This window comes from Pseudoalteromonas sp. SR44-8 (assembly GCF_014163635.1).
Classification (GTDB): domain Bacteria; phylum Pseudomonadota; class Gammaproteobacteria; order Enterobacterales; family Alteromonadaceae; genus Pseudoalteromonas; species Pseudoalteromonas rhizosphaerae.
Genome location: NZ_JACJDS010000043.1, coordinates 1 through 17,527, shown reverse-complemented (window position 1 = coordinate 17,527; position 17,527 = coordinate 1). Strand labels below are relative to the sequence as shown.

Genomic DNA, 17,527 nt, shown 5'->3' with positions numbered 1-17,527 from the left:
AGCTGAGACTTGGTTTATATCCACTTTCACAAGGTGAAAAGCCGCATTTATTGCGGCTTTTCTATTGCTCTAAAACGGGCTAATTCATCAGTTAACCATTTGCTAGCGGTTAATGTGCTACTATCAGGTAAAATAACCGTATAGGCTTTACCACTCCATGAACTTTTGCTGGCAAGGTTGTCAATAAAATCATCAGCGGTTTTTGCATAGCGTTTGGCTTTTCGGTATTTCATGGCTAAATGCTCAGCCGCTTCTTCACTGTTATGTTCATCGCCATTTCGAATAAACGTTGCTTTACTTTGCTTAATAAAACTAATTAAGTGACTGACTTCCTGATCTGCGCTTGCTGCAACACTTAGCCGACTAACGCACAGTAAAAGGCACGCTATAAAAACGTATATATTATGGGGTAAGTGTTTCATCTATAGCCTCATTTAGGTGTAAATTTACCATTATAGGATTGTGATCTGAGCTTTGTTGTTGTGGCACACGGGTTGTATTAACGGTCACACCGCGGGGCTATATTTGTTAAAGCGCAAGACCAAAAGCATTTGTCCGTTTATCATCAATATAAAGCGTTTTTGAGAAACCAAGCTTATAAAGTGCGGTAATAGCTACCTTTTGCCTTGCATCACTACATGCATTGAGTTCCCCTGCAAAAATAATCGGTCCTTGATGTTGTTACATCTTGCGTGAGTGTATGAGCTGTTTCAGTAACGCCTTTATATTCGTCTGACAATGGTGCTGTGGCCAATGCTGTGATGCTTAGCAAAGCAATGGCAATTGCTACAATAGCAATAAAAGAAAATGATTTTATCTGCATCAATGACCTTAAAGCAATTTGACTAAAAAGAATGTTACTGCATTTTAGGTGCTCTAAATAAGAAAAAGTTCCTAAAAAAGCTTGCCAAGCTAATGAATACAGTTTGTTTCTACATTTTCAATACAGTTTCTTACTTTTTTTAGTAGGCATTCATTTTACACTCTGCACCACTAAATTAATCAGGATTAAGTTATGCGAATTTTTTTAATAAGTTTGTTATTTATTGTGCTTGGAGGGTGTTCAGCTGTAACAATCCAACCACAAAAAATGGCTAAACTTAGCTCAAAACCAACTTATCAAGATAGCCGTCCATTTTTTATGTGGGGACTGGTTGGTGAGCAGCGTGTTGATGTAAAAAAGGTATGTGGCGATCAAACTGTGGTGCAAATGCAATCACAACAAACATTTACCGATGGTGCGCTAGGGTTAGTCACGTTAGGTATTTATGCACCACACACAATTAAAGTCTGGTGTCAGGAGCAAGGTAGCGAAGGAGTTGGAATATGAAAAAGTTAACAGGGTTGTTCACTATTGTATTTATTGTCGTGTTAGCGGGGTGTACTAATATTCATTTTGATAACGGTGAATATGATGACTTAGCTGAAAACCATAAAAGTGAGCAATGGCATCACAACTTTGCCGCCGCTCTTTATGAGGGCTCGAATGCGGTTGATTTATCTGAGATTTGCCCTGATCCGCAATGGCAAAGTGTGCACACTTATAAATCATTTACTAATGGCTTAGCAGAACTGGTTGTTAACGAAGTTGGGCCTATTTGGTACCCAAAAACAGTTGAGGTGAGTTGTGCACAGGTACCGTATAAAGTGCAGTAATTTTTAATAATCAAAGATCATGTTAAAGTTGTACTAGTTAAGTACCTTAACCTTATTTAACTCAATCATATAGTTAGCATCGCACTCACTTTTAATGGGTGCTTTTTCTATGCTGGATATATTATCTTCTTCTCTCTATTAAAAGTATATTAAGTTAGTAGAATATAGTCCATTCGTATAGAGGCTGGCATTTTTTAGCATCGTGCACCAAATAGTTGAGAGATAATAATGAACAACGCAGAGCGTAAAATTGACGAACTAGTACTAGGGTTTTGGCGATTATTAGATTGGCAAATTACTCCACAACAGTGTTTAGCTTTTCTCGAGCAAGCAATTGAAGCTGGCGTAAGGCACACCGATCACGCTGACATTTACGGTGGATATGGCTGTGAAGCAGAGTTTGGTAAAACCTTGGCTTTAAAGCCAAGTATTCGAGATGAGATTAGAATTATTACCAAGTGTGGTATTAAACCTGCTTTTGCAAGCTTAGGATTAGCAGGCCAAGCTAATCATTACGATTCGAGTGCCGCACATATTATTAGCTCAGCACAGCAATCGTTAAAGCATTTTAATACCGATAGATTAGATGCATTACTTATTCATCGCCCTGATTATTTGATGAATGCAGACGAAGTAGCTGAGGCATTCACTACTCTTAAGCAAAATGGTGATGTACTCGATTTTGGTGTATCAAACTTTACGCCATCACAACTAAGTTTATTGCAGTCGCGTCTTGATTTTGAATTGGTGACCAATCAAATTGAATTTTCACCGTATGAAATGCAAGCACTTGATGATGGTAGTTTAGACCAATGTCAGTTACTTGATATTAAACCTATGTGTTGGTCACCTTTGGCTGGCGGTCGCATTTTTGCAGAAAATGATGAAAAAGCGATTCGCCTGCGTCATGTACTCGAACAAGTAGGCAGTGAAATAGGTGCAAGTTCAATAGATCAAGTCGTATATGCATGGTTATTAATGCACCCAAGCAGCCCATCAGTGGTACTGGGTACAGGTAATATTACACGAGTTGAATCAGCTGTTGCCGCTAAGCAGTTAAAACTCAGTCGTGAACAATGGTATCGTATTTGGCAAGGTTCAACAGGGCACAGTGTGCCATAGGAGTTGTAAGTTTTAAGCTATAAGCAGTCTGAGTTTAGGGTAAGTCTTGACATAAAATCTGAACTTAGTCGCTTTTACCGCTTACCAAGATCGAGAAAGGGCCTTACGGCCCTTAGTGTTGCAGCAAGTAACACATTCTTTTTATAGGCTAAAGTCCATTGAAAAAGCAACGTAAGCCTTAATATCACTGTCATCCATATCGGTATCAGATAGACCAAAAGTGAAGCCATCTTTAGAGATAGATACGCCGTAGTCGATGATATCGTCATCACCAATAAAATCACCAGAGTAGTGACCTAAGTGTAAAGCCATTTCAGTGCCATTAGTACCAACTGCGAAACCGTAATCTGCAGTCAGGTATAACGAATCACCAAAGTCTGTGCCATCACCGCTTGCGGCTGAAGTTGCAAGAACTGATGCGCCAAAGCTAAAGCCACCCATACTGATGCTACCGTAAATTTCAGAAAAATCAGCGTCTGCGCCAGAAGCTGCATCAGGGTAAGCGTAATAGATGTAGCCAACGTCGTAGCTCATATTTTCATTAATATCGCCACCAAAACCAGCATAGAGATCAAGCTCGTAGGTCATTTCATCGGCCCAGCTTGCATTTGAAGCCCAAGTACCAGCATAAAAACCTGATTCGTTGGCATAATCAATACCACCTGAAATTGCAGCATCACCACCGGTTTGTTCTTGACCACGCCATAAGTAGTTTGAAGTTGCTGCGGCATTGGCTGTTACTTCTGCATATGCTGCTGTAGATGTTGCACCCATGAGTACAAGTGTGCTGATCGCAATTGCTGATTTTAGTTTTAACATGTTTGGTATCCTGTTGTTATGCTGATTTTTTGGCTCGCAATTATTAATTAGATTGCAGTCTATAATTGCGGATCCTATTTTTAGTTGTCTACTAGGATAATTGCACTGCTTGTGCCAAGTTAAATGAAAAGCAATAATTTATATTTAAATTACTTTATAAACAAAGGTATAAATATTTATAGTGAAAGGATGAGATTGTTTTTTACGAAGCTTGCGCACTTTATTGGTGCGTAAAAAAACCCGCATGCACAACTCAGTTGCAGCGGGTTTTTGTATTTTTTACTGTGGTTTAACCAAAAATAGTACGCATTAGGCTGATTGTTTCGTTCACGCCACGGCCTTTTTGTACTTCGCTGATTATTGAATCACGCTTTGCGCGAATATGCTCAGGCATATCGTCAGCAGCAAGTGCGCGATCAACAAGTATTTCAGCAGACTCTTTACCACGACGCACTTTTCTAGTGCCAGTGGTTGTTGTACGCTTTGGTTTACTCAATAACTTGATGTAGTTAGAGTTTTCAGGCGTGTTTTTGTCCGCGTGGTAGAAGAAGCACGGAATTAACGCTTTGATTGCAACAAGTTGTTGATCCAGCTCGCTGTCACCACTTGCCATTTTAAACCAAGACATACCATGAACTGCTTGGACAATATCCTGCCAATAACGCGCAAAGTCACGATTATTTAATTTAGTAATAGCCAATGCTGAACAAAGTGCATCTAAACGGGTGTTATTAATTGGTGTAAAAACATCTGGGCGGCGCATTGCTAATAGACGAGTTGCCGGTGCAAGCGTTGGCTTTTCATTGCTATCAGTAAAGGCTTTTAAATATTTGACCACAAATTCTTGGTAATCAGCTTCAGTTACTTCACCTTCTAAAGGTATATGTGCTAATGCTTCATCAAATAATGCAGGCAGGTCGGCAAGCATTTGGTGAAAAGCTTTGGCGCTTTTAGTAGAGCTAAACCATTCGACATCAAAATTATAACTACTTGGATCCAGTGCAGAAGTATGTTTGCCACTAAATGCTAATAAATCTTCAGGGATCATCTCTTTCAGTGATTGCTCGCGAATACCAGCTATATAGTTGGCAAGGCGTAACTGTTCATCAAGGGCTAACACATCTTTATGTTGCTCTATAAATACACTAACTACAGGCCAAGGCGCTACGCGTAATGTTTTCAATTGTAAGAAGCTGATTGCTGAAACTAATAAGTCATTAAGCTTTTTTAAAATTGGTAATTGATTGGTTTCGAGTAAGTCATGATTAATACGGTCACGGCTAGCATTAAGTAGTTCATAGCACCAACCTAAGAAGTCTTCAGGATGATTTTCTATTTTCACCGCCATCAGGTTTAAGCTGATTTCAGAAGCCTGCTTTAGAATATTTTGATAAATATGGCCTTCTTGTTCGCCTAATGCCATTTGTGAAGGTGAAATGAGCAATTTTTTCATGCCTGATGGTACTCCGGTTAAATACATTTTTCAGTTGTTTAATTTTAGCGCAAAACGTCTTAAAACAACAGGGCTGTGCATCATACCGGAGAATACAGGGGATGCAATCTTGATAAGTTAAATCTGCACAAGATTGCATTTAAAGGGGTTAATCTGCTTCTTCAAGTGAAAATAACTGCTCCACAGTAGTTTCAAACTGCCGAGCTATCTTCAATGCAATGATCACTGAAGGTGTAAAGCGTGATGTTTCGACCGTGCTGATTGTTTTGCGTGAAACGGCGATAGCATCGGCTAGCTCTTGCTGTGAAAGCCCAGCGGCTTTGCGAAATTCAGCTATATGGTTTTGCACATTATCTCCTAATCACGGCTTTGCCAAAAAATTGAAAAGCCATATACCAAACTCATAACAGCTAAGTAAAAGGTGGCCATGGTACTGTGTGTTACATCAACAGCAAGGTTATCTGAAGCTAAATATATCGCCCCCATGCTAAACAGCAGAGCGAGTACAACATGTTTATAGGCTATCGTGTCTATAGTATTTAAATACTCATCTTTATAAGTCAGGCGGTAACTTAATTTCCATGTAAAGCCACCTCTGATCACAAACATAAAAAATGAACCAAGAAAAGCAGCACTTCCTAAAAACAGCAGCGGTGCTGATGTGTGATTAAGCATGGGGTAAACGCTAATAATTAGTAAGGTTATACCCATGAAGATCGAAAACCATGCGTTTTGGTTCATAAATTTTTCTTCGGTTTTAATATCTTGTTGTTTCATAAAGTCCATCCTGTGAAAGTGTTAATTTATATTTTTGTAACCTACAGGTATCAATGTAACCTTGGGGTATCATTTGGTCAAGTTGTTTTTTGTAACCTAAAGGTATCAAAATATTTCAGTCACAATTCATATATTCAATGTAGAATGCAGGGAATAGCATTTTTATTCGTTGCACAATGATTTTAATGCTAACTCCCGCTATGATAAGAACATTATTTGCACATTTGAAAGGACCATCATGAAGACCTTATTTAAAGTTATTGGTGTCATATTATTATTGCTTGTTGCTTTAATTATTGCTGCACCGTTTTTAATTCCAACCGATGCCATTTTTAATAAAGTCTCTGAGCAGGTTGAGCAAACCACAGGGCGTACTTTAACTATTAAAGGCGATAAAACATTATCCGTTTTTCCTTCTTTGAAGCTTGAACTTGAAGATGTGCATTTTGCCAATATGAAAACTGGCTCACGTGCAGATATGGCAAGCATGCAGCAACTTGCAGTTCATATTCCTTGGTTTTCGCTATTTGGTGGTGAACTTAAACTAGAAAAGTTTGTGATCAATGAACCAAACATTCTGCTTGAAACAGATAAAAATGGTAAAGCTAACTGGCAGTTATTTGATGCAGTAGCTACGAAACCTGAGCAGCAAACTCAAGCAGGTGAGGCAGTCAAACTACCTGAAAACTTTGATATTCAATTAGGTGAAGTAGCTATATATGGTGGGTCGTTTACTTATTTAGATGGTCAAACGGGAGCTAAACAGCAAATTAGCGATTTAGAATTGGCTATCTTACTGCCTTCACTGCATAAATCACTCGAAGTCAAAGGTGGGATCACTTATATGCAAGAGCGCTTTGAGCTTGATGTAACAGTTGATAACCCAGCTAAAGCAATAGAAGGTGATACATTTAATGTGACAACTGATGTCACTTCAAAGTTAGTTGATGTTGAGTTTAAAGGCTTAATAGCCGGTCAAGGTAAAGATATTCAAGGTCAATTAGCGCTCAGTGGTGATTCAGTAAAAGACATTGCTAAATGGCAGGGAGTCGAGCTGAACGCTAAAGAAAGCGCCTTTAATGCATTTAGTGTTAGCGGCAAAATGCGTATGCAAGGTGATAAGTTCAACCTAGCTGAATTAGTCGCCACTCTTGATGCATTAGAGATCAAAGGAAAAAGCGAGCTTAATTTAGGCAAGCGTTTAGCCGTTAATGCTGACATCGATTTAGGTATGCTGGACTTAAACCCTTACTTACCTGAGGTGGTAGCGCCAGCAGATAAACCAGAACCTAAAAGTGACGAGCCAGCCAAACCAATTGTATGGGATGACACAAAAATGGATTTAAGTGGCTTAAATGCCTTAGATGCGAATGTGGTGATCCGTTCAAGTGGCTTAAAAGCAAATGAAATCAAACTTGGTGCTAATCAATTCACTGTAAACCTTAACAAAGGCGTAGCAAAAATCAGCCTAGATAAGTTTGCCGCCTACGAAGGTAATGGTAAAGGCACAGTAACGGTTAATGCGAAACAAGCTTCTTACAAAATCAGCACCAACTTCTCGTTAGAAAAAATAGATGCACAACCATTGCTAACAGATGCCGCTGGCTTCGATAAGCTAATGGGCAAAGGCTCACTCAATTGGGACTTAGCAACATCAGGTCAGAGCCAAAAAGACTTTATGAGTGCCCTACAGGGTAAACTAGCATTTGAATTTGCCGATGGTGCAGTAAAAGGCGCCAACATTGCTGAAATGGTTCGCAAAGGCAAAGAGCTAATTAAGGGTAACTTTGGTGCAATATCACAAGGACTAGATACTGGCTTTGATAATTCCCAGCAAACCGACTTCTCTGCGCTAACGGGTAGCTTTAACTTTACCAATGGCGTAGGTAAAAACACAGATCTGAGTTTGTTAAGTCCATTAGTACGTATTAGTGGTGAAGGGGATGTTAATCTACCTGCAACGACAGTTAACTACCGCTTAGTGACAGGTATAGTCGATTCACTCGAAGGACAGGGTACCCAAGATGACAGTACCGGCTTTAAAATTCCAGTGCGAATCAAAGGACCATTTCATGATGTTGGCATCAGCTTAGATGTAAGCAAAGCGGCAGAAGATGAAGTAAAAGAAAAAGCGAAAGATAAAATTAAAGATAAGTTAAAAGGTTTGTTTGGCAAATAATGCCGATTTTATTCGGTGATAAAACAATCAGGGCATAAAATTGCCCTGATTGTTTTATAATCAATGCTAAAATAGCAAAATATGTTTCATCGACAAAACAACCATTCTCGTTATTCTAAATTAATTAAAAAATAACCTACCACTACCCCCGCAATGCTGATACAATTGCCCGCCCTTGGGAGACAACTAGATTGTTTTTTGAGTGGTTTTTAACCTAAATGTCTTGATTTTAAACAAATTTAAGACAGTTGTAATAACTACACCGGAGGTCATTAACATGATCCAAATGCAAACTCAGCTGGAAGTTGCTGATAACAGCGGCGCTCGCAAAGTGCAGTGTATTAAAGTCTTAGGCGGTTCGCACCGTCGTTATGCAGCGATTGGTGACATCATTAAAGTTTCTGTTAAAGAAGCGATTCCTCGCGGTAAAGTGAAGAAAGGTGATGTTAAAAACGCGGTAGTTGTGCGTACTAAGAAAGGCGTTCGTCGTCCAGATGGTTCTTTGATCCGTTTTGACAGCAATGCGGCTGTTATCTTAAATGATAACTTGCAGCCAATTGGTACACGTATTTTCGGCCCTGTGACTCGCGAACTTCGTAATGATAAGTTCATGAAAATCGTTTCACTAGCCCCAGAAGTACTGTAAGGAGTCAATCATGGCAGCAAAAATCCGTCGTGATGACGAAGTAATCGTTCTAGCAGGTAAAGACAAAGGTAAGCGCGGCAAAGTGCTTTCAGTTGTTACCGAGTCTGGTCGAGTATTTGTCGAAGGCATTAACTTAATCAAGAAGCACCAAAAGCCGGTTCCACAATTGAACCAGCCAGGTGGTATTGTTGAGAAAGAAGCGTCTATTGACGTATCAAACGTTGCGATCTTCAACTCGGAAACGAGTAAAGCAGATCGTGTAGGTTTCAAGATTGAAGATGGTAAGAAATTACGTATCTTTAAATCTACTGGTAAAACTATCTAATAGTTGGAGTAGAATGATGGCGAAACTGCATGAAGTATATAAAGACAAAGTAGTTGCTGAACTTCAAGAGAAGTTTGGTTTCAGCTCTGTCATGCAAGTCCCTCAGATCGAAAAGATCACATTGAATATGGGCGTGGGCGAAGCCCTAGCTGACAAGAAAATTCTAGACAACGCTGTTGCGGATCTAGAAGCAATCGCTGGTCAGAAGCCACTCATTACTAAAGCACGCAAATCTGTTGCTGGCTTTAAAGTACGTGAAGGCTACCCAATTGGTTGTAAAGTAACCCTACGCGGCGAGCGTATGTGGGACTTTTTTGAGCGTTTGGTTTCAATCGCTATCCCACGTATCCGTGACTTCCGTGGTGTAAGTGCTAAGTCTTTTGATGGACGTGGTAACTACAGCATGGGCGTACGTGAACAAATCATCTTCCCAGAAATTGATTATGATAAAGTAGACCGCGTACGCGGTATGGATATCACAATCACTACATCTGCGAAAACAGATGAGGAAGGCCGTGCGTTGTTAGAAGCGTTTAACTTCCCATTCAAGAAATAAGGGTAGGGTTATGGCAAAGAATTCTATGAAAGCGCGCGAAGCAAAGCGCACGAAATTAGTTGCTCAGTTCGCTGAAAAGCGCGCAGCACTAAAAGCTATCATCAGTGATGTGAAAACATCTGACGATGATCGTTGGGACGCGGTACTTAAGCTACAAGCTTTACCACGTGATTCTAGCCCTGCACGTCAACGTAATCGTTGTAACATTACGGGCCGCCCACATGGTTACCTTCGCAAATTCGGCATGAGCCGTATTAAAGTTCGCGAAGCAGCTATGCGCGGTGAAATTCCTGGCCTTAAAAAGGCTAGCTGGTAATAGAATCACGGGAGTAAGACTATGAGCTTGCAAGATCCTATCGCGGATTTGTTTACACGAATTCGTAACGGTCAGTCAGCGAAAAAAGTATCTGTAACGATGCCTAATTCAAAGCTGAAAGTAGCATTAGCTAAAGTATTAAAAGATGAAGGTTATATCGTTGATTTCACAATCAGCGGTGATGTTAAACCTGAGCTTTCTATCGAGTTGAAATACTTCGAAGGCAAAGCTGTTATTGAAAATATCCAGCGTGTTAGCCGCCCTGGTTTACGTATCTATAAGAGACGTGACGAATTACCAAAGGTAATGGGTGGTCTAGGTATCGCTATCGTATCAACTTCTAAAGGCCTAATGACAGACCGCGCCGCACGTAGTGCTGGTGTTGGTGGTGAAATCATTGGTTTTGTAGCTTAATCGGAGGGGAACTATGTCTCGCATAGCAAAGGCACCAATTAATGTTCCTGCCGGTGTAGAAGTTACATTAAAAGGCCAGGACATCACAGTTAAAGGCAAAAACGGCGAATTAACGCGTACTATCAACTCTGCAGTTGAAGTACAACTTAACGACAACGTTATTACAACTTTACCTCGTGAAGGCGTAGCCAATGCATGGGCACAAGCAGGTACTGCTCGCGCTCTAATCAACAATATGATTGTTGGTACGCATGAAGGTTACGAGAAGAAACTTCAGTTAGTAGGCGTTGGTTACCGTGCTGCAGCTAAGGGTAAAACATTAGATTTAACTCTTGGTTTCTCACACCCAGTTAATTTCGCAGTTCCTGAAGGAATTACGATTGAAACTCCAAGCCAAACAGAAGTTCTAGTTAAGGGCGTAGATAAGCAGTTAGTTGGTCAAACAGCTGCTAACATTCGTGCATACCGTAAACCTGAGCCTTATAAAGGTAAAGGTGTTCGTTATTCAGATGAGAATGTACGCCGTAAAGAGGCTAAGAAGAAGTAAGGTAAGACGATGGATAAAAAAACAGCTCGTCTACGTCGTGCTAAACGCACTCGTAGAAATTATATTGAACAAGGCACAACGCGTCTTGTTATCCACCGCACGCCACGTCACATTTACGCTCAAGTTGTAAACGCTGAGGGTAATGTACTGGCTGCTGCTTCTACTGTTGAGAAAGCTATTAGCGAAACAGTTAAAGGCACAGGCAACGTTGCAGCTGCGCAAGCAGTTGGTAAAGCGGTTGCTGAACGTGCGGCTGACAAAGGCATCGAAAAGATTGCTTTTGATCGCAGTGGCTTTAAATATCACGGCCGTGTGAAGGCGCTAGCAGATGCTGCGCGTGAAGCCGGTTTGCAATTCTAGGAGTAGACAATGGCTAACGTAGAAGCAAAGCAACAACAGCCTGATCTAGCTGAAAAGCTAATCGCGGTGAACCGTGTGTCTAAAGTAGTTAAAGGTGGTCGTATCTTTAGCTTCACTGCACTAACTGTAGTTGGTGACGGCGCAGGTAAAGTAGGTTTCGGTTATGGTAAAGCACGTGAAGTTCCAGCTGCTATTCAAAAAGCAATGGAAAAAGCACGTCGTAACATGATCAACGTAGACCTAAATGGCAACACATTACAGCATCCTGTTAAAGGACGTCATGCTGGCTCTCTTGTGTTTATGAAACCAGCATCTGAAGGTACTGGTATCATCGCAGGTGGTGCTATGCGTGCAGTACTAGAAGTTACTGGTGTGCAGAACGTACTTTCTAAATGTTACGGTTCTACTAACCCGATCAACGTTGTACGTGCAACGATCTCAGCTCTTGAGAATATGAATTCTCCTCAGTCGATCGCTGCAAAACGTGGTCTTCGAGTAGACGAGATTCTGGGGTAAACCATGGCTAATAAAACTGTAAAAGTAACACAAGTAAAGAGCTCTATCGGTCGTTTACCGAAACATAAAGCTACATTACGCGGTCTTGGTTTACGTCGTATCAATCACACTGTTGAGTTAGAAGACACAGCATGTGTACGTGGTATGATCAACCAAGTTTCATACATGGTTAAGGTTGAGGGGTAATTCGAATGCATTTGAATACACTTTCTCCTGCTGCAGGTTCTAAATCTGCTGGTAAACGTGTTGGTCGTGGTATCGGTTCTGGTCTAGGTAAGACTGGTGGCCGTGGTCACAAAGGTCAAAAGTCACGTTCTGGCGGTAAAGTACGCGTTGGTTTTGAAGGCGGTCAAATGCCTATGCAACGTCGTCTACCTAAGTTTGGTTTCACTTCTCGCAAATCTTTAGTATCTGCAGAAATAAACCTATACGAGATCGCTAAAGTTGAAGGCGATGTGGTAGACCTAGGTACGCTACAGGCAGCTGGTCTAGTTAAAAAGAACGTTCTGTTCGTTAAAGTTGTTAAATCTGGCGAAGTTTCACGCGCTGTTACCGTTAAAGGCCTTAAAGCCTCTAAAGGTGCTCGCGAAGCTATCGAAGCCGCCGGAGGCAAGGTAGAAGACTAAGGAAGTACTAATGGCTAAACCAGGTCAAGATACACAAAGTGCACAAAGTGGGCTTTCGGAATTGAAACGTCGATTACTATTCGTATTGGGCGCTATCATTATTTACCGTCTAGGTTCATTTGTGCCAATCCCTGGGATTGACGCCGCTGTACTTGCCGATTTCTTCGAGCAACAAAAGGGCACCATTGTTGAAATGTTCAACATGTTCAGCGGTGGTGCGCTTGAGCGCGCTTCGGTGTTAGCACTGGGTATAATGCCTTACATCACAGCTTCAATTATTACGCAACTATTAACGCATATGTATCCTCCGTTTATAGAGCTTAAGAAAGAAGGTGAACAAGGTCGTAAGAAAATTAGCCAGTACACACGCTACGGCACGCTCTTGCTTGCTACTATCCAATCGATCGGTATTGCCACAAGCTTACCGGGTATGATGGACGGGTTAGTTGTTAACCCAGGTCTCGGTTTCTACTTCACCGCAGTGGTGAGTTTAGTAACTGGTACTATGTTCCTGATGTGGTTGGGCGAGCAAATAACTGAACGTGGTATCGGTAACGGTATCTCAGTTCTAATATTTGTTGGTATTGTAGCTAACCTGCCGTCTGCTATTGGTTCGACAGCCGAAATGGCGCGCCAAGGTGATTTACATGTTTTAGCACTGTTATTGATTGCGGTAATCGTATTCGCTGTTACTTATCTTGTAGTGTTCTTTGAACGTGGACAACGTCGTATCGTCGTTAACTACGCAAAGCGCCAACAAGGTCGTCAAGTATTTGCTGCCCAAAGCACGCATTTACCACTAAAAGTAAACATGGCGGGTGTTATTCCACCAATCTTTGCTAGCAGTATAATTCTGTTCCCTGGTACTATTGCCAGCTGGTTCGGCCAGGGTGAAGGTCCTGTCGCTGATGTGCTACAAGCGATTGCTACAACGTTGACTCCAGGTCAGCCTTTGTATGCAATAGTTTTAGCTGCGGCTATTATCTTCTTCTGCTTTTTCTACACAGCGTTGGTTTTTAACCCACGTGAAACAGCAGATAACCTGAAAAAATCTGGCGCATTTATCCCAGGTATTCGTCCAGGCGAGCAGACATCGAAATACATTGATAAAGTGATGACACGCCTGACATTGGCAGGTGCTTTGTATATAACCTTTATCTGTCTGGTGCCCGAATTCATGACCATGGCATGGCAAACGCCATTCTACTTCGGCGGTACATCAATTTTGATTATCGTTGTTGTGATCATGGACTTTATGGCACAAGTACAGACTCATATGATGTCTCATCAATATGATTCTGTGCTGAAAAAAGCGAACCTTAAAGGCTACGGTCGATAAGGTCAGTTTACGGAGTTGAGCAATGAAAGTACGTGCTTCCGTTAAGAAAATATGCCGTAACTGTAAAGTTATTAAACGTGCCGGTGTTGTACGTGTAATTTGCAGTGAGCCTAAGCATAAGCAAAGGCAAGGTTAATTTATAAGTCGTGCAGGCTGAGGTTTCTCGGCCTGTGTTTTCAGTTGTGATTTGGTCTTCGTTTGAGTATCCTTACGGGCTCTTCAAACAGATGATAACCGAATTCAAATATAGGAGATGTGTTAGTGGCCCGTATCGCTGGCATTAACGTCCCTGATCATAAACATGCAGTTATTGGTTTAACAGCTATTTATGGCATAGGTAAGACTCGCTCTAAGGCTATCTTAGTAGCGACTGGTATCGCCGAAACCACAAAAATCGGTGAACTTTCAGACGAAACACTTGACGTATTGCGTGAAGCAGTTGGCAAGTACACTGTAGAAGGTGATCTTCGTCGTGAAGTTACTTTGAATATCAAGCGCCTTATGGACCTTGGTTGTTACCGTGGCCTACGTCACCGTCGCTCTTTACCACTACGTGGTCAAAGAACAAAGACTAACGCGCGTACCCGTAAGGGTCCTCGTAAGCCTATTAAGCGATAAGGGGATAGTATTATGGCTAAGACACCAATTCGTCGTAAAAAGGTTAAAAAGCAAGTTGCTGATGGTATGGCTCATGTTCATGCTTCTTTCAACAACACTATTGTTACAATTACCGACCGTCAAGGTAATGCACTATCATGGGCTACTGCCGGTGGTTCAGGTTTCCGTGGTTCACGTAAATCTACACCATTCGCTGCTCAGGTTGCTGCAGAGCGTGCAGGTACTGCTGCTCAAGAATACGGTTTAAAAAATCTAGAAGTTTTCATCAAAGGTCCAGGTCCAGGTCGTGAATCTGCTGTACGTGCTTTGAATGCTGCTGGTTACCGTATCACCAACATTACTGACGTGACGCCAATACCACACAATGGTTGTCGTCCACCGAAGAAACGTCGCGTTTAACAATAGGTTAGGAGAAATAACATGGCAAGATATTTGGGCCCTAAGCTCAAGCTGAGTCGTCGTGAAGGTACTGACCTGTTCCTTAAGAGCGGCGTAAGAGCTATCGACTCTAAGTGTAAACTTGAGACTGCACCTGGTCAGCACGGCGCTCGTAAAGGTCGCTTATCTGATTACGGTTTACAATTACGTGAAAAGCAAAAAGTACGTCGTATCTACGGTGTATTAGAAAAGCAATTCCGTAACTACTACAAAGAAGCTGCTCGCCTTAAGGGCAACACAGGTGAAAACTTGTTACAGCTTTTAGAGCAACGTTTAGACAATGTTGTATACCGCATGGGTTTTGCAAGCACACGTGCTGAAGCACGTCAGTTAGTAAGCCACAAAGCGGTTTTAGTTAATGGTCGTGTAGTGAACATTCCTTCATTCGTAATTACTCCAGAAGATGTAGTAGTTATCCGTGAAAAGTCTAAGACACAAGCTCGTATCATCGCTGCTCTAGAACTAGCCGAGCAACGTGAAAAACCGACTTGGGTTGAAGTTGACGGTAAGAAAATGGAAGGTAATTTCAAACGCCTACCAGAGCGTTCAGACCTGTCTGCGGACATCAATGAACAACTAATCGTCGAACTTTACTCTAAGTAAAGTTAAGAGTTAAGAGAGGATAAAATGCAGGGTTCTGTTACAGAATTTCTAAAACCAAGGTTAGTCGATATCGACGCTATTAACCCAACTCGTTCTAAAGTAGTTTTAGAGCCATTAGAGCGTGGCTTCGGTCATACTCTTGGGAATGCCTTACGCCGTATACTTCTTTCGTCAATGCCAGGATGTGCAGTAACCGAAGTTGAAATCGACGGTGTGTTGCACGAATACAGCGCGAAAGAAGGCGTACAAGAAGACATCATTGAAATTCTGTTAAATCTTAAAGGTCTAGCAGTTACTTTGGAAGGTAAAGATGAAGTTTTTCTTACCCTGACTAAGTCTGGTGTAGGCCCTGTGACTGCGGCTGATATTCAGCACGACGGCGATGTAACCATTGCCAACCCAGATCATATTATTTGTCATTTAACGGCAGATAATAGTGCGATCAGCATGCGAATTCGTGTTGAACGTGGTCGTGGGTATGTGCCGGCATCTAGCCGTTTATCCTCTGATGACGATGAGCGTCCAATTGGTAGATTGTTGCTTGATGCATCATTTAGCCCAGTTGAACGTATTGCGTACTCGGTTGAATCAGCACGTGTTGAACAACGTACAGACTTAGACAAGTTAATCATTGATATGGAAACAAACGGCACTATAGATCCAGAAGAAGCGATCCGCCGTGCGTCGACTATCTTAGCTGAGCAGCTAGAAGCATTCGTAGACTTACGTGATGTTACTGAGCCAGAAGAGAAAGAAGAGAAGCCAGAATTCGATCCTATTCTACTTCGTCCAGTTGATGATCTTGAACTAACAGTGCGTTCAGCAAACTGTTTGAAAGCCGAGCAAATTCAATATATCGGTGATTTAGTTCAGCGCACAGAAGTCGAGCTTCTTAAAACGCCTAACTTAGGCAAGAAGTCTCTGACTGAAATTAAAGACGTGCTAGCTTCACGTGGTCTATCTCTAGGTATGCGCCTAGAAAATTGGCCACCTGCAAGCCTAGCTGAATAATCTAAATCACTATATTAGTTTAGTTAGAAGGATAGGGTCATGCGCCATCGTAAGAGTGGTCGTCAATTAAACCGTAACAGCAGCCATCGTAAAGCGATGTTCAGCAATATGGCAGGTTCTTTGGTGAAACATGAAATCATCAAAACTACTTTGCCAAAAGCGAAAGAGTTACGTCGTGTAATTGAACCTTTAATCACACTGGCTAAGACTGACAGTGTAGCAAATCGCCGTTTAGCGTTTGCTCGCACGCGTGATAAAGAAGTAGTTGGTAAGTTGTTCAGTGAAATCGGTCCTCGCAATACAGACCGTCCAGGTGGTTACACTCGTATTATTAAGTGTGGCTTCCGTGCTGGTGACAATGCACCAATGGCTTATATTGAACTAGTAGGTCGCACATCTGCGAACGAAGAAGTTCAAGAAGACGCGCAGTCTGCTGAGTAAGTCTTAAAGACACCAAAAAGCCGAGCATAAGCTCGGCTTTTTAATATCTAAAATTTGGCAAAAAATAATATCGCTATCAGTATCCCTGTATATAGCGCAACATTTCAACTATACCATTATCAAACCAACATCTTTGTAAGCCCACTAAGCGTCACTAGAATCTACTTCCCTTAATAACCATTTGTTATTCAACTAGCTTGTTAATTTAAATTTCATGGTCGGTAATAACATTTATAGCTTTGAAAGTTATCTTGCTACTGAATATGTAGCTGTATAAATCTATAGAGTCTACTTTTACCTATGATTTAAATGCGTGATAACTGCGACTGTCAGTGTTTGACCCTCATAAGTTATTAACAATATACATAGGTAAAGATTATAAACTTAGGTCATTTGATCAAAATATTGATCATTTCAGTAGTGGATCGTTTTTTCGATTAAAGATTGAATCTGGGTTTCTTCATTTAACTTGCACTTATATAGTTAAAAACAGTCTAGTTTAGTGTTGTTTTTGAGCGTTTAGCTTAAATACTCAGCGAACTGTGTTTTATTTTAAGTTTTCTTCAAAAAAAGGTTGATCTGTTTTTGGATCTCCCTATAATGCGACCCCACTGAGACGGCAGCAGGCAACGCTTAAGCTGCAAGAGTTAATCAGTTAGTCGAGTAAAACTTAAGTTTAGATTTTTAATAAAGTTTAAAATTAAGTGTTGACAAAAAAATAGGAAAGCGTAATATGCGCAGCCCTAGCGAGATAAAGTTTAACTT

At 41.2% G+C, this 17,527-nt stretch carries 27 protein-coding genes; 21 read left to right on the top strand and 6 right to left on the bottom strand.

The features are described from left to right. Positions 1 to 47 precede the first annotated feature (47 nt). Both H5183_RS18165 and H5183_RS18160 read right to left on the bottom strand, forming a co-directional pair. Complete coding sequence (locus H5183_RS18165; RefSeq protein ID WP_145241943.1) at positions 48 to 422, bottom strand: DUF5329 domain-containing protein; 375 nt, start codon at positions 420 to 422, stop codon at positions 48 to 50. Positions 423 to 634: 212 nt separating this feature from the next. Continuing rightward, positions 635 to 823, bottom strand: a complete 189-nt coding sequence (locus H5183_RS18160) for a hypothetical protein (RefSeq protein ID WP_145241941.1) — start codon at positions 821 to 823, stop codon at positions 635 to 637. A 192-nt stretch (positions 824 to 1,015) separates the two neighbouring features. Here H5183_RS18160 and H5183_RS18155 point away from each other — a divergent pair, with 192 nt between their 5' ends. The 3 genes from H5183_RS18155 (at position 1,016) to H5183_RS18145 (ending at position 2,778) form a co-directional block, all read left to right on the top strand. Beyond that, positions 1,016 to 1,330: a Bor family protein gene (locus H5183_RS18155; RefSeq protein WP_145241939.1), complete on the top strand. Its 315-nt coding sequence runs from the start codon at positions 1,016 to 1,018 to the stop codon at positions 1,328 to 1,330. Further along, positions 1,327 to 1,656 (top strand): Bor/Iss family lipoprotein, encoded by a 330-nt coding sequence (locus tag H5183_RS18150; RefSeq protein ID WP_145241937.1) that lies wholly within the window; start codon positions 1,327 to 1,329, stop codon positions 1,654 to 1,656. Before H5183_RS18155 ends, H5183_RS18150 begins: the two co-directional genes overlap by 4 nt. Positions 1,657 to 1,884: 228 nt before the next feature. After that, on the top strand, positions 1,885 to 2,778 hold the full coding sequence (locus H5183_RS18145; RefSeq protein WP_182732363.1) for an aldo/keto reductase family oxidoreductase: 894 nt from the start codon (positions 1,885 to 1,887) through the stop codon (positions 2,776 to 2,778). 141 nt (positions 2,779 to 2,919) lie between these two features. Here H5183_RS18145 and H5183_RS18140 read toward each other — a convergent pair whose 3' ends face one another. The 4 genes from H5183_RS18140 to H5183_RS18125 form a co-directional block, all read right to left on the bottom strand. Continuing rightward, positions 2,920 to 3,597 carry a TorF family putative porin gene (locus H5183_RS18140; RefSeq protein WP_145241933.1) on the bottom strand — a complete coding sequence of 226 codons (678 nt, stop codon included), beginning with the start codon at positions 3,595 to 3,597 and terminating at the stop codon, positions 2,920 to 2,922. 289 nt (positions 3,598 to 3,886) lie between these two features. Then, entirely contained in the window at positions 3,887 to 5,050 is a 1,164-nt protein-coding gene (locus H5183_RS18135; protein WP_145241931.1) for a hypothetical protein, read from the bottom strand. 148 nt (positions 5,051 to 5,198) lie between these two features. Continuing rightward, positions 5,199 to 5,399, bottom strand: a complete 201-nt coding sequence (locus H5183_RS18130; RefSeq protein WP_145241929.1) for a helix-turn-helix transcriptional regulator — start codon at positions 5,397 to 5,399, stop codon at positions 5,199 to 5,201. An 8-nt stretch (positions 5,400 to 5,407) separates the two neighbouring features. After that, entirely contained in the window at positions 5,408 to 5,827 is a 420-nt protein-coding gene (locus H5183_RS18125; protein WP_145241927.1) for a hypothetical protein, read from the bottom strand. Positions 5,828 to 6,065: 238 nt separating this feature from the next. Between H5183_RS18125 and H5183_RS18120 the strand changes: the two genes are divergently transcribed. The 18 genes from H5183_RS18120 to rplQ all read left to right on the top strand — a co-directional run bounded on the left by H5183_RS18120 (position 6,066) and on the right by rplQ (position 16,762). Further along, a complete protein-coding gene (locus H5183_RS18120) occupies positions 6,066 to 8,006 on the top strand; it encodes an AsmA family protein (RefSeq protein WP_182732362.1) in 1,941 nt (646 codons plus the stop codon). A 277-nt stretch (positions 8,007 to 8,283) separates the two neighbouring features. Further along, entirely contained in the window at positions 8,284 to 8,652 is a 369-nt protein-coding gene (gene rplN, locus H5183_RS18115; RefSeq protein ID WP_011329449.1) for a 50S ribosomal protein L14, read from the top strand. Positions 8,653 to 8,662: 10 nt separating this feature from the next. Next, complete coding sequence (gene rplX / locus H5183_RS18110) at positions 8,663 to 8,977, top strand: 50S ribosomal protein L24 (protein ID WP_016710194.1); 315 nt, start codon at positions 8,663 to 8,665, stop codon at positions 8,975 to 8,977. Between the two features lie 16 nt (positions 8,978 to 8,993). Next, a complete protein-coding gene (gene rplE / locus H5183_RS18105) occupies positions 8,994 to 9,533 on the top strand; it encodes a 50S ribosomal protein L5 (protein WP_016710195.1) in 540 nt (179 codons plus the stop codon). Positions 9,534 to 9,543: 10 nt separating this feature from the next. Next, positions 9,544 to 9,849 carry a 30S ribosomal protein S14 gene (gene rpsN, locus H5183_RS18100; protein ID WP_058562128.1) on the top strand — a complete coding sequence of 102 codons (306 nt, stop codon included), beginning with the start codon at positions 9,544 to 9,546 and terminating at the stop codon, positions 9,847 to 9,849. Positions 9,850 to 9,870: 21 nt separating this feature from the next. Then, positions 9,871 to 10,263: a 30S ribosomal protein S8 gene (gene rpsH / locus H5183_RS18095; protein WP_145241923.1), complete on the top strand. Its 393-nt coding sequence runs from the start codon at positions 9,871 to 9,873 to the stop codon at positions 10,261 to 10,263. A gap of 13 nt (positions 10,264 to 10,276) precedes the next feature. Next, the gene (gene rplF / locus H5183_RS18090; protein WP_145241920.1) at positions 10,277 to 10,810 is read left to right on the top strand and encodes a 50S ribosomal protein L6; all 534 of its coding nucleotides are present in this window, start codon (positions 10,277 to 10,279) and stop codon (positions 10,808 to 10,810) included. 9 nt (positions 10,811 to 10,819) lie between these two features. After that, the gene (rplR, locus tag H5183_RS18085) at positions 10,820 to 11,170 is read left to right on the top strand and encodes a 50S ribosomal protein L18 (protein ID WP_008115388.1); all 351 of its coding nucleotides are present in this window, start codon (positions 10,820 to 10,822) and stop codon (positions 11,168 to 11,170) included. A gap of 9 nt (positions 11,171 to 11,179) precedes the next feature. Then, complete coding sequence (gene rpsE, locus H5183_RS18080) at positions 11,180 to 11,686, top strand: 30S ribosomal protein S5 (protein ID WP_002959485.1); 507 nt, start codon at positions 11,180 to 11,182, stop codon at positions 11,684 to 11,686. 3 nt (positions 11,687 to 11,689) lie between these two features. After that, complete coding sequence (gene rpmD, locus H5183_RS18075) at positions 11,690 to 11,872, top strand: 50S ribosomal protein L30 (protein ID WP_016710201.1); 183 nt, start codon at positions 11,690 to 11,692, stop codon at positions 11,870 to 11,872. Positions 11,873 to 11,877: 5 nt separating this feature from the next. Then, positions 11,878 to 12,312 carry a 50S ribosomal protein L15 gene (rplO, locus tag H5183_RS18070; RefSeq protein ID WP_064668467.1) on the top strand — a complete coding sequence of 145 codons (435 nt, stop codon included), beginning with the start codon at positions 11,878 to 11,880 and terminating at the stop codon, positions 12,310 to 12,312. A 10-nt stretch (positions 12,313 to 12,322) separates the two neighbouring features. Then, on the top strand, positions 12,323 to 13,651 hold the full coding sequence (secY, locus tag H5183_RS18065; RefSeq protein ID WP_145241918.1) for a preprotein translocase subunit SecY: 1,329 nt from the start codon (positions 12,323 to 12,325) through the stop codon (positions 13,649 to 13,651). Positions 13,652 to 13,673: 22 nt separating this feature from the next. Further along, complete coding sequence (rpmJ, locus tag H5183_RS18060) at positions 13,674 to 13,787, top strand: 50S ribosomal protein L36 (RefSeq protein WP_002959476.1); 114 nt, start codon at positions 13,674 to 13,676, stop codon at positions 13,785 to 13,787. Between the two features lie 125 nt (positions 13,788 to 13,912). After that, positions 13,913 to 14,269: a 30S ribosomal protein S13 gene (rpsM, locus tag H5183_RS18055; protein WP_145241916.1), complete on the top strand. Its 357-nt coding sequence runs from the start codon at positions 13,913 to 13,915 to the stop codon at positions 14,267 to 14,269. 12 nt (positions 14,270 to 14,281) lie between these two features. Then, positions 14,282 to 14,668, top strand: a complete 387-nt coding sequence (gene rpsK, locus H5183_RS18050) for a 30S ribosomal protein S11 (protein ID WP_002959471.1) — start codon at positions 14,282 to 14,284, stop codon at positions 14,666 to 14,668. 21 nt (positions 14,669 to 14,689) lie between these two features. After that, positions 14,690 to 15,310 carry a 30S ribosomal protein S4 gene (rpsD, locus tag H5183_RS18045; protein ID WP_016710205.1) on the top strand — a complete coding sequence of 207 codons (621 nt, stop codon included), beginning with the start codon at positions 14,690 to 14,692 and terminating at the stop codon, positions 15,308 to 15,310. Between the two features lie 24 nt (positions 15,311 to 15,334). After that, positions 15,335 to 16,321, top strand: a complete 987-nt coding sequence (locus H5183_RS18040; protein ID WP_145241913.1) for a DNA-directed RNA polymerase subunit alpha — start codon at positions 15,335 to 15,337, stop codon at positions 16,319 to 16,321. A 39-nt stretch (positions 16,322 to 16,360) separates the two neighbouring features. Continuing rightward, on the top strand, positions 16,361 to 16,762 hold the full coding sequence (gene rplQ / locus H5183_RS18035) for a 50S ribosomal protein L17 (RefSeq protein ID WP_016710207.1): 402 nt from the start codon (positions 16,361 to 16,363) through the stop codon (positions 16,760 to 16,762). Positions 16,763 to 17,527 lie beyond the last annotated feature (765 nt).

Bases quoted from the DNA above. Each gene is read 5' to 3' on its own strand.
- H5183_RS18150 (WP_145241937.1), top strand. From the start codon at position 1,327: ATGAAAAAGTTAACAGGGTTGTTCACTATTGTATTTATTGTCGTGTTA.
- rplF (WP_145241920.1), top strand. From the start codon at position 10,277: ATGTCTCGCATAGCAAAGGCACCAATTAATGTTCCTGCCGGTGTAGAA.
- rplO (WP_064668467.1), top strand. From the start codon at position 11,878: ATGCATTTGAATACACTTTCTCCTGCTGCAGGTTCTAAATCTGCTGGT.
- H5183_RS18160 (WP_145241941.1), bottom strand. From the start codon at position 823: ATGCAGATAAAATCATTTTCTTTTATTGCTATTGTAGCAATTGCCATT.
- rplX (WP_016710194.1), top strand. From the start codon at position 8,663: ATGGCAGCAAAAATCCGTCGTGATGACGAAGTAATCGTTCTAGCAGGT.
- H5183_RS18165 (WP_145241943.1), bottom strand. From the start codon at position 422: ATGAAACACTTACCCCATAATATATACGTTTTTATAGCGTGCCTTTTA.
- rpmJ (WP_002959476.1), top strand. From the start codon at position 13,674: ATGAAAGTACGTGCTTCCGTTAAGAAAATATGCCGTAACTGTAAAGTT.
- H5183_RS18120 (WP_182732362.1), top strand. From the start codon at position 6,066: ATGAAGACCTTATTTAAAGTTATTGGTGTCATATTATTATTGCTTGTT.
- H5183_RS18145 (WP_182732363.1), top strand. From the start codon at position 1,885: ATGAACAACGCAGAGCGTAAAATTGACGAACTAGTACTAGGGTTTTGG.
- rplR (WP_008115388.1), top strand. From the start codon at position 10,820: ATGGATAAAAAAACAGCTCGTCTACGTCGTGCTAAACGCACTCGTAGA.
- H5183_RS18040 (WP_145241913.1), top strand. From the start codon at position 15,335: ATGCAGGGTTCTGTTACAGAATTTCTAAAACCAAGGTTAGTCGATATC.
- rpsE (WP_002959485.1), top strand. From the start codon at position 11,180: ATGGCTAACGTAGAAGCAAAGCAACAACAGCCTGATCTAGCTGAAAAG.
- H5183_RS18135 (WP_145241931.1), bottom strand. From the start codon at position 5,050: ATGAAAAAATTGCTCATTTCACCTTCACAAATGGCATTAGGCGAACAA.
- secY (WP_145241918.1), top strand. From the start codon at position 12,323: ATGGCTAAACCAGGTCAAGATACACAAAGTGCACAAAGTGGGCTTTCG.
- rpsK (WP_002959471.1), top strand. From the start codon at position 14,282: ATGGCTAAGACACCAATTCGTCGTAAAAAGGTTAAAAAGCAAGTTGCT.
- rplN (WP_011329449.1), top strand. From the start codon at position 8,284: ATGATCCAAATGCAAACTCAGCTGGAAGTTGCTGATAACAGCGGCGCT.
- H5183_RS18125 (WP_145241927.1), bottom strand. From the start codon at position 5,827: ATGAAACAACAAGATATTAAAACCGAAGAAAAATTTATGAACCAAAAC.
- H5183_RS18140 (WP_145241933.1), bottom strand. From the start codon at position 3,597: ATGTTAAAACTAAAATCAGCAATTGCGATCAGCACACTTGTACTCATG.
- rplE (WP_016710195.1), top strand. From the start codon at position 8,994: ATGGCGAAACTGCATGAAGTATATAAAGACAAAGTAGTTGCTGAACTT.
- rplQ (WP_016710207.1), top strand. From the start codon at position 16,361: ATGCGCCATCGTAAGAGTGGTCGTCAATTAAACCGTAACAGCAGCCAT.
- rpsD (WP_016710205.1), top strand. From the start codon at position 14,690: ATGGCAAGATATTTGGGCCCTAAGCTCAAGCTGAGTCGTCGTGAAGGT.
- rpmD (WP_016710201.1), top strand. From the start codon at position 11,690: ATGGCTAATAAAACTGTAAAAGTAACACAAGTAAAGAGCTCTATCGGT.
- rpsN (WP_058562128.1), top strand. From the start codon at position 9,544: ATGGCAAAGAATTCTATGAAAGCGCGCGAAGCAAAGCGCACGAAATTA.
- rpsH (WP_145241923.1), top strand. From the start codon at position 9,871: ATGAGCTTGCAAGATCCTATCGCGGATTTGTTTACACGAATTCGTAAC.
- H5183_RS18155 (WP_145241939.1), top strand. From the start codon at position 1,016: ATGCGAATTTTTTTAATAAGTTTGTTATTTATTGTGCTTGGAGGGTGT.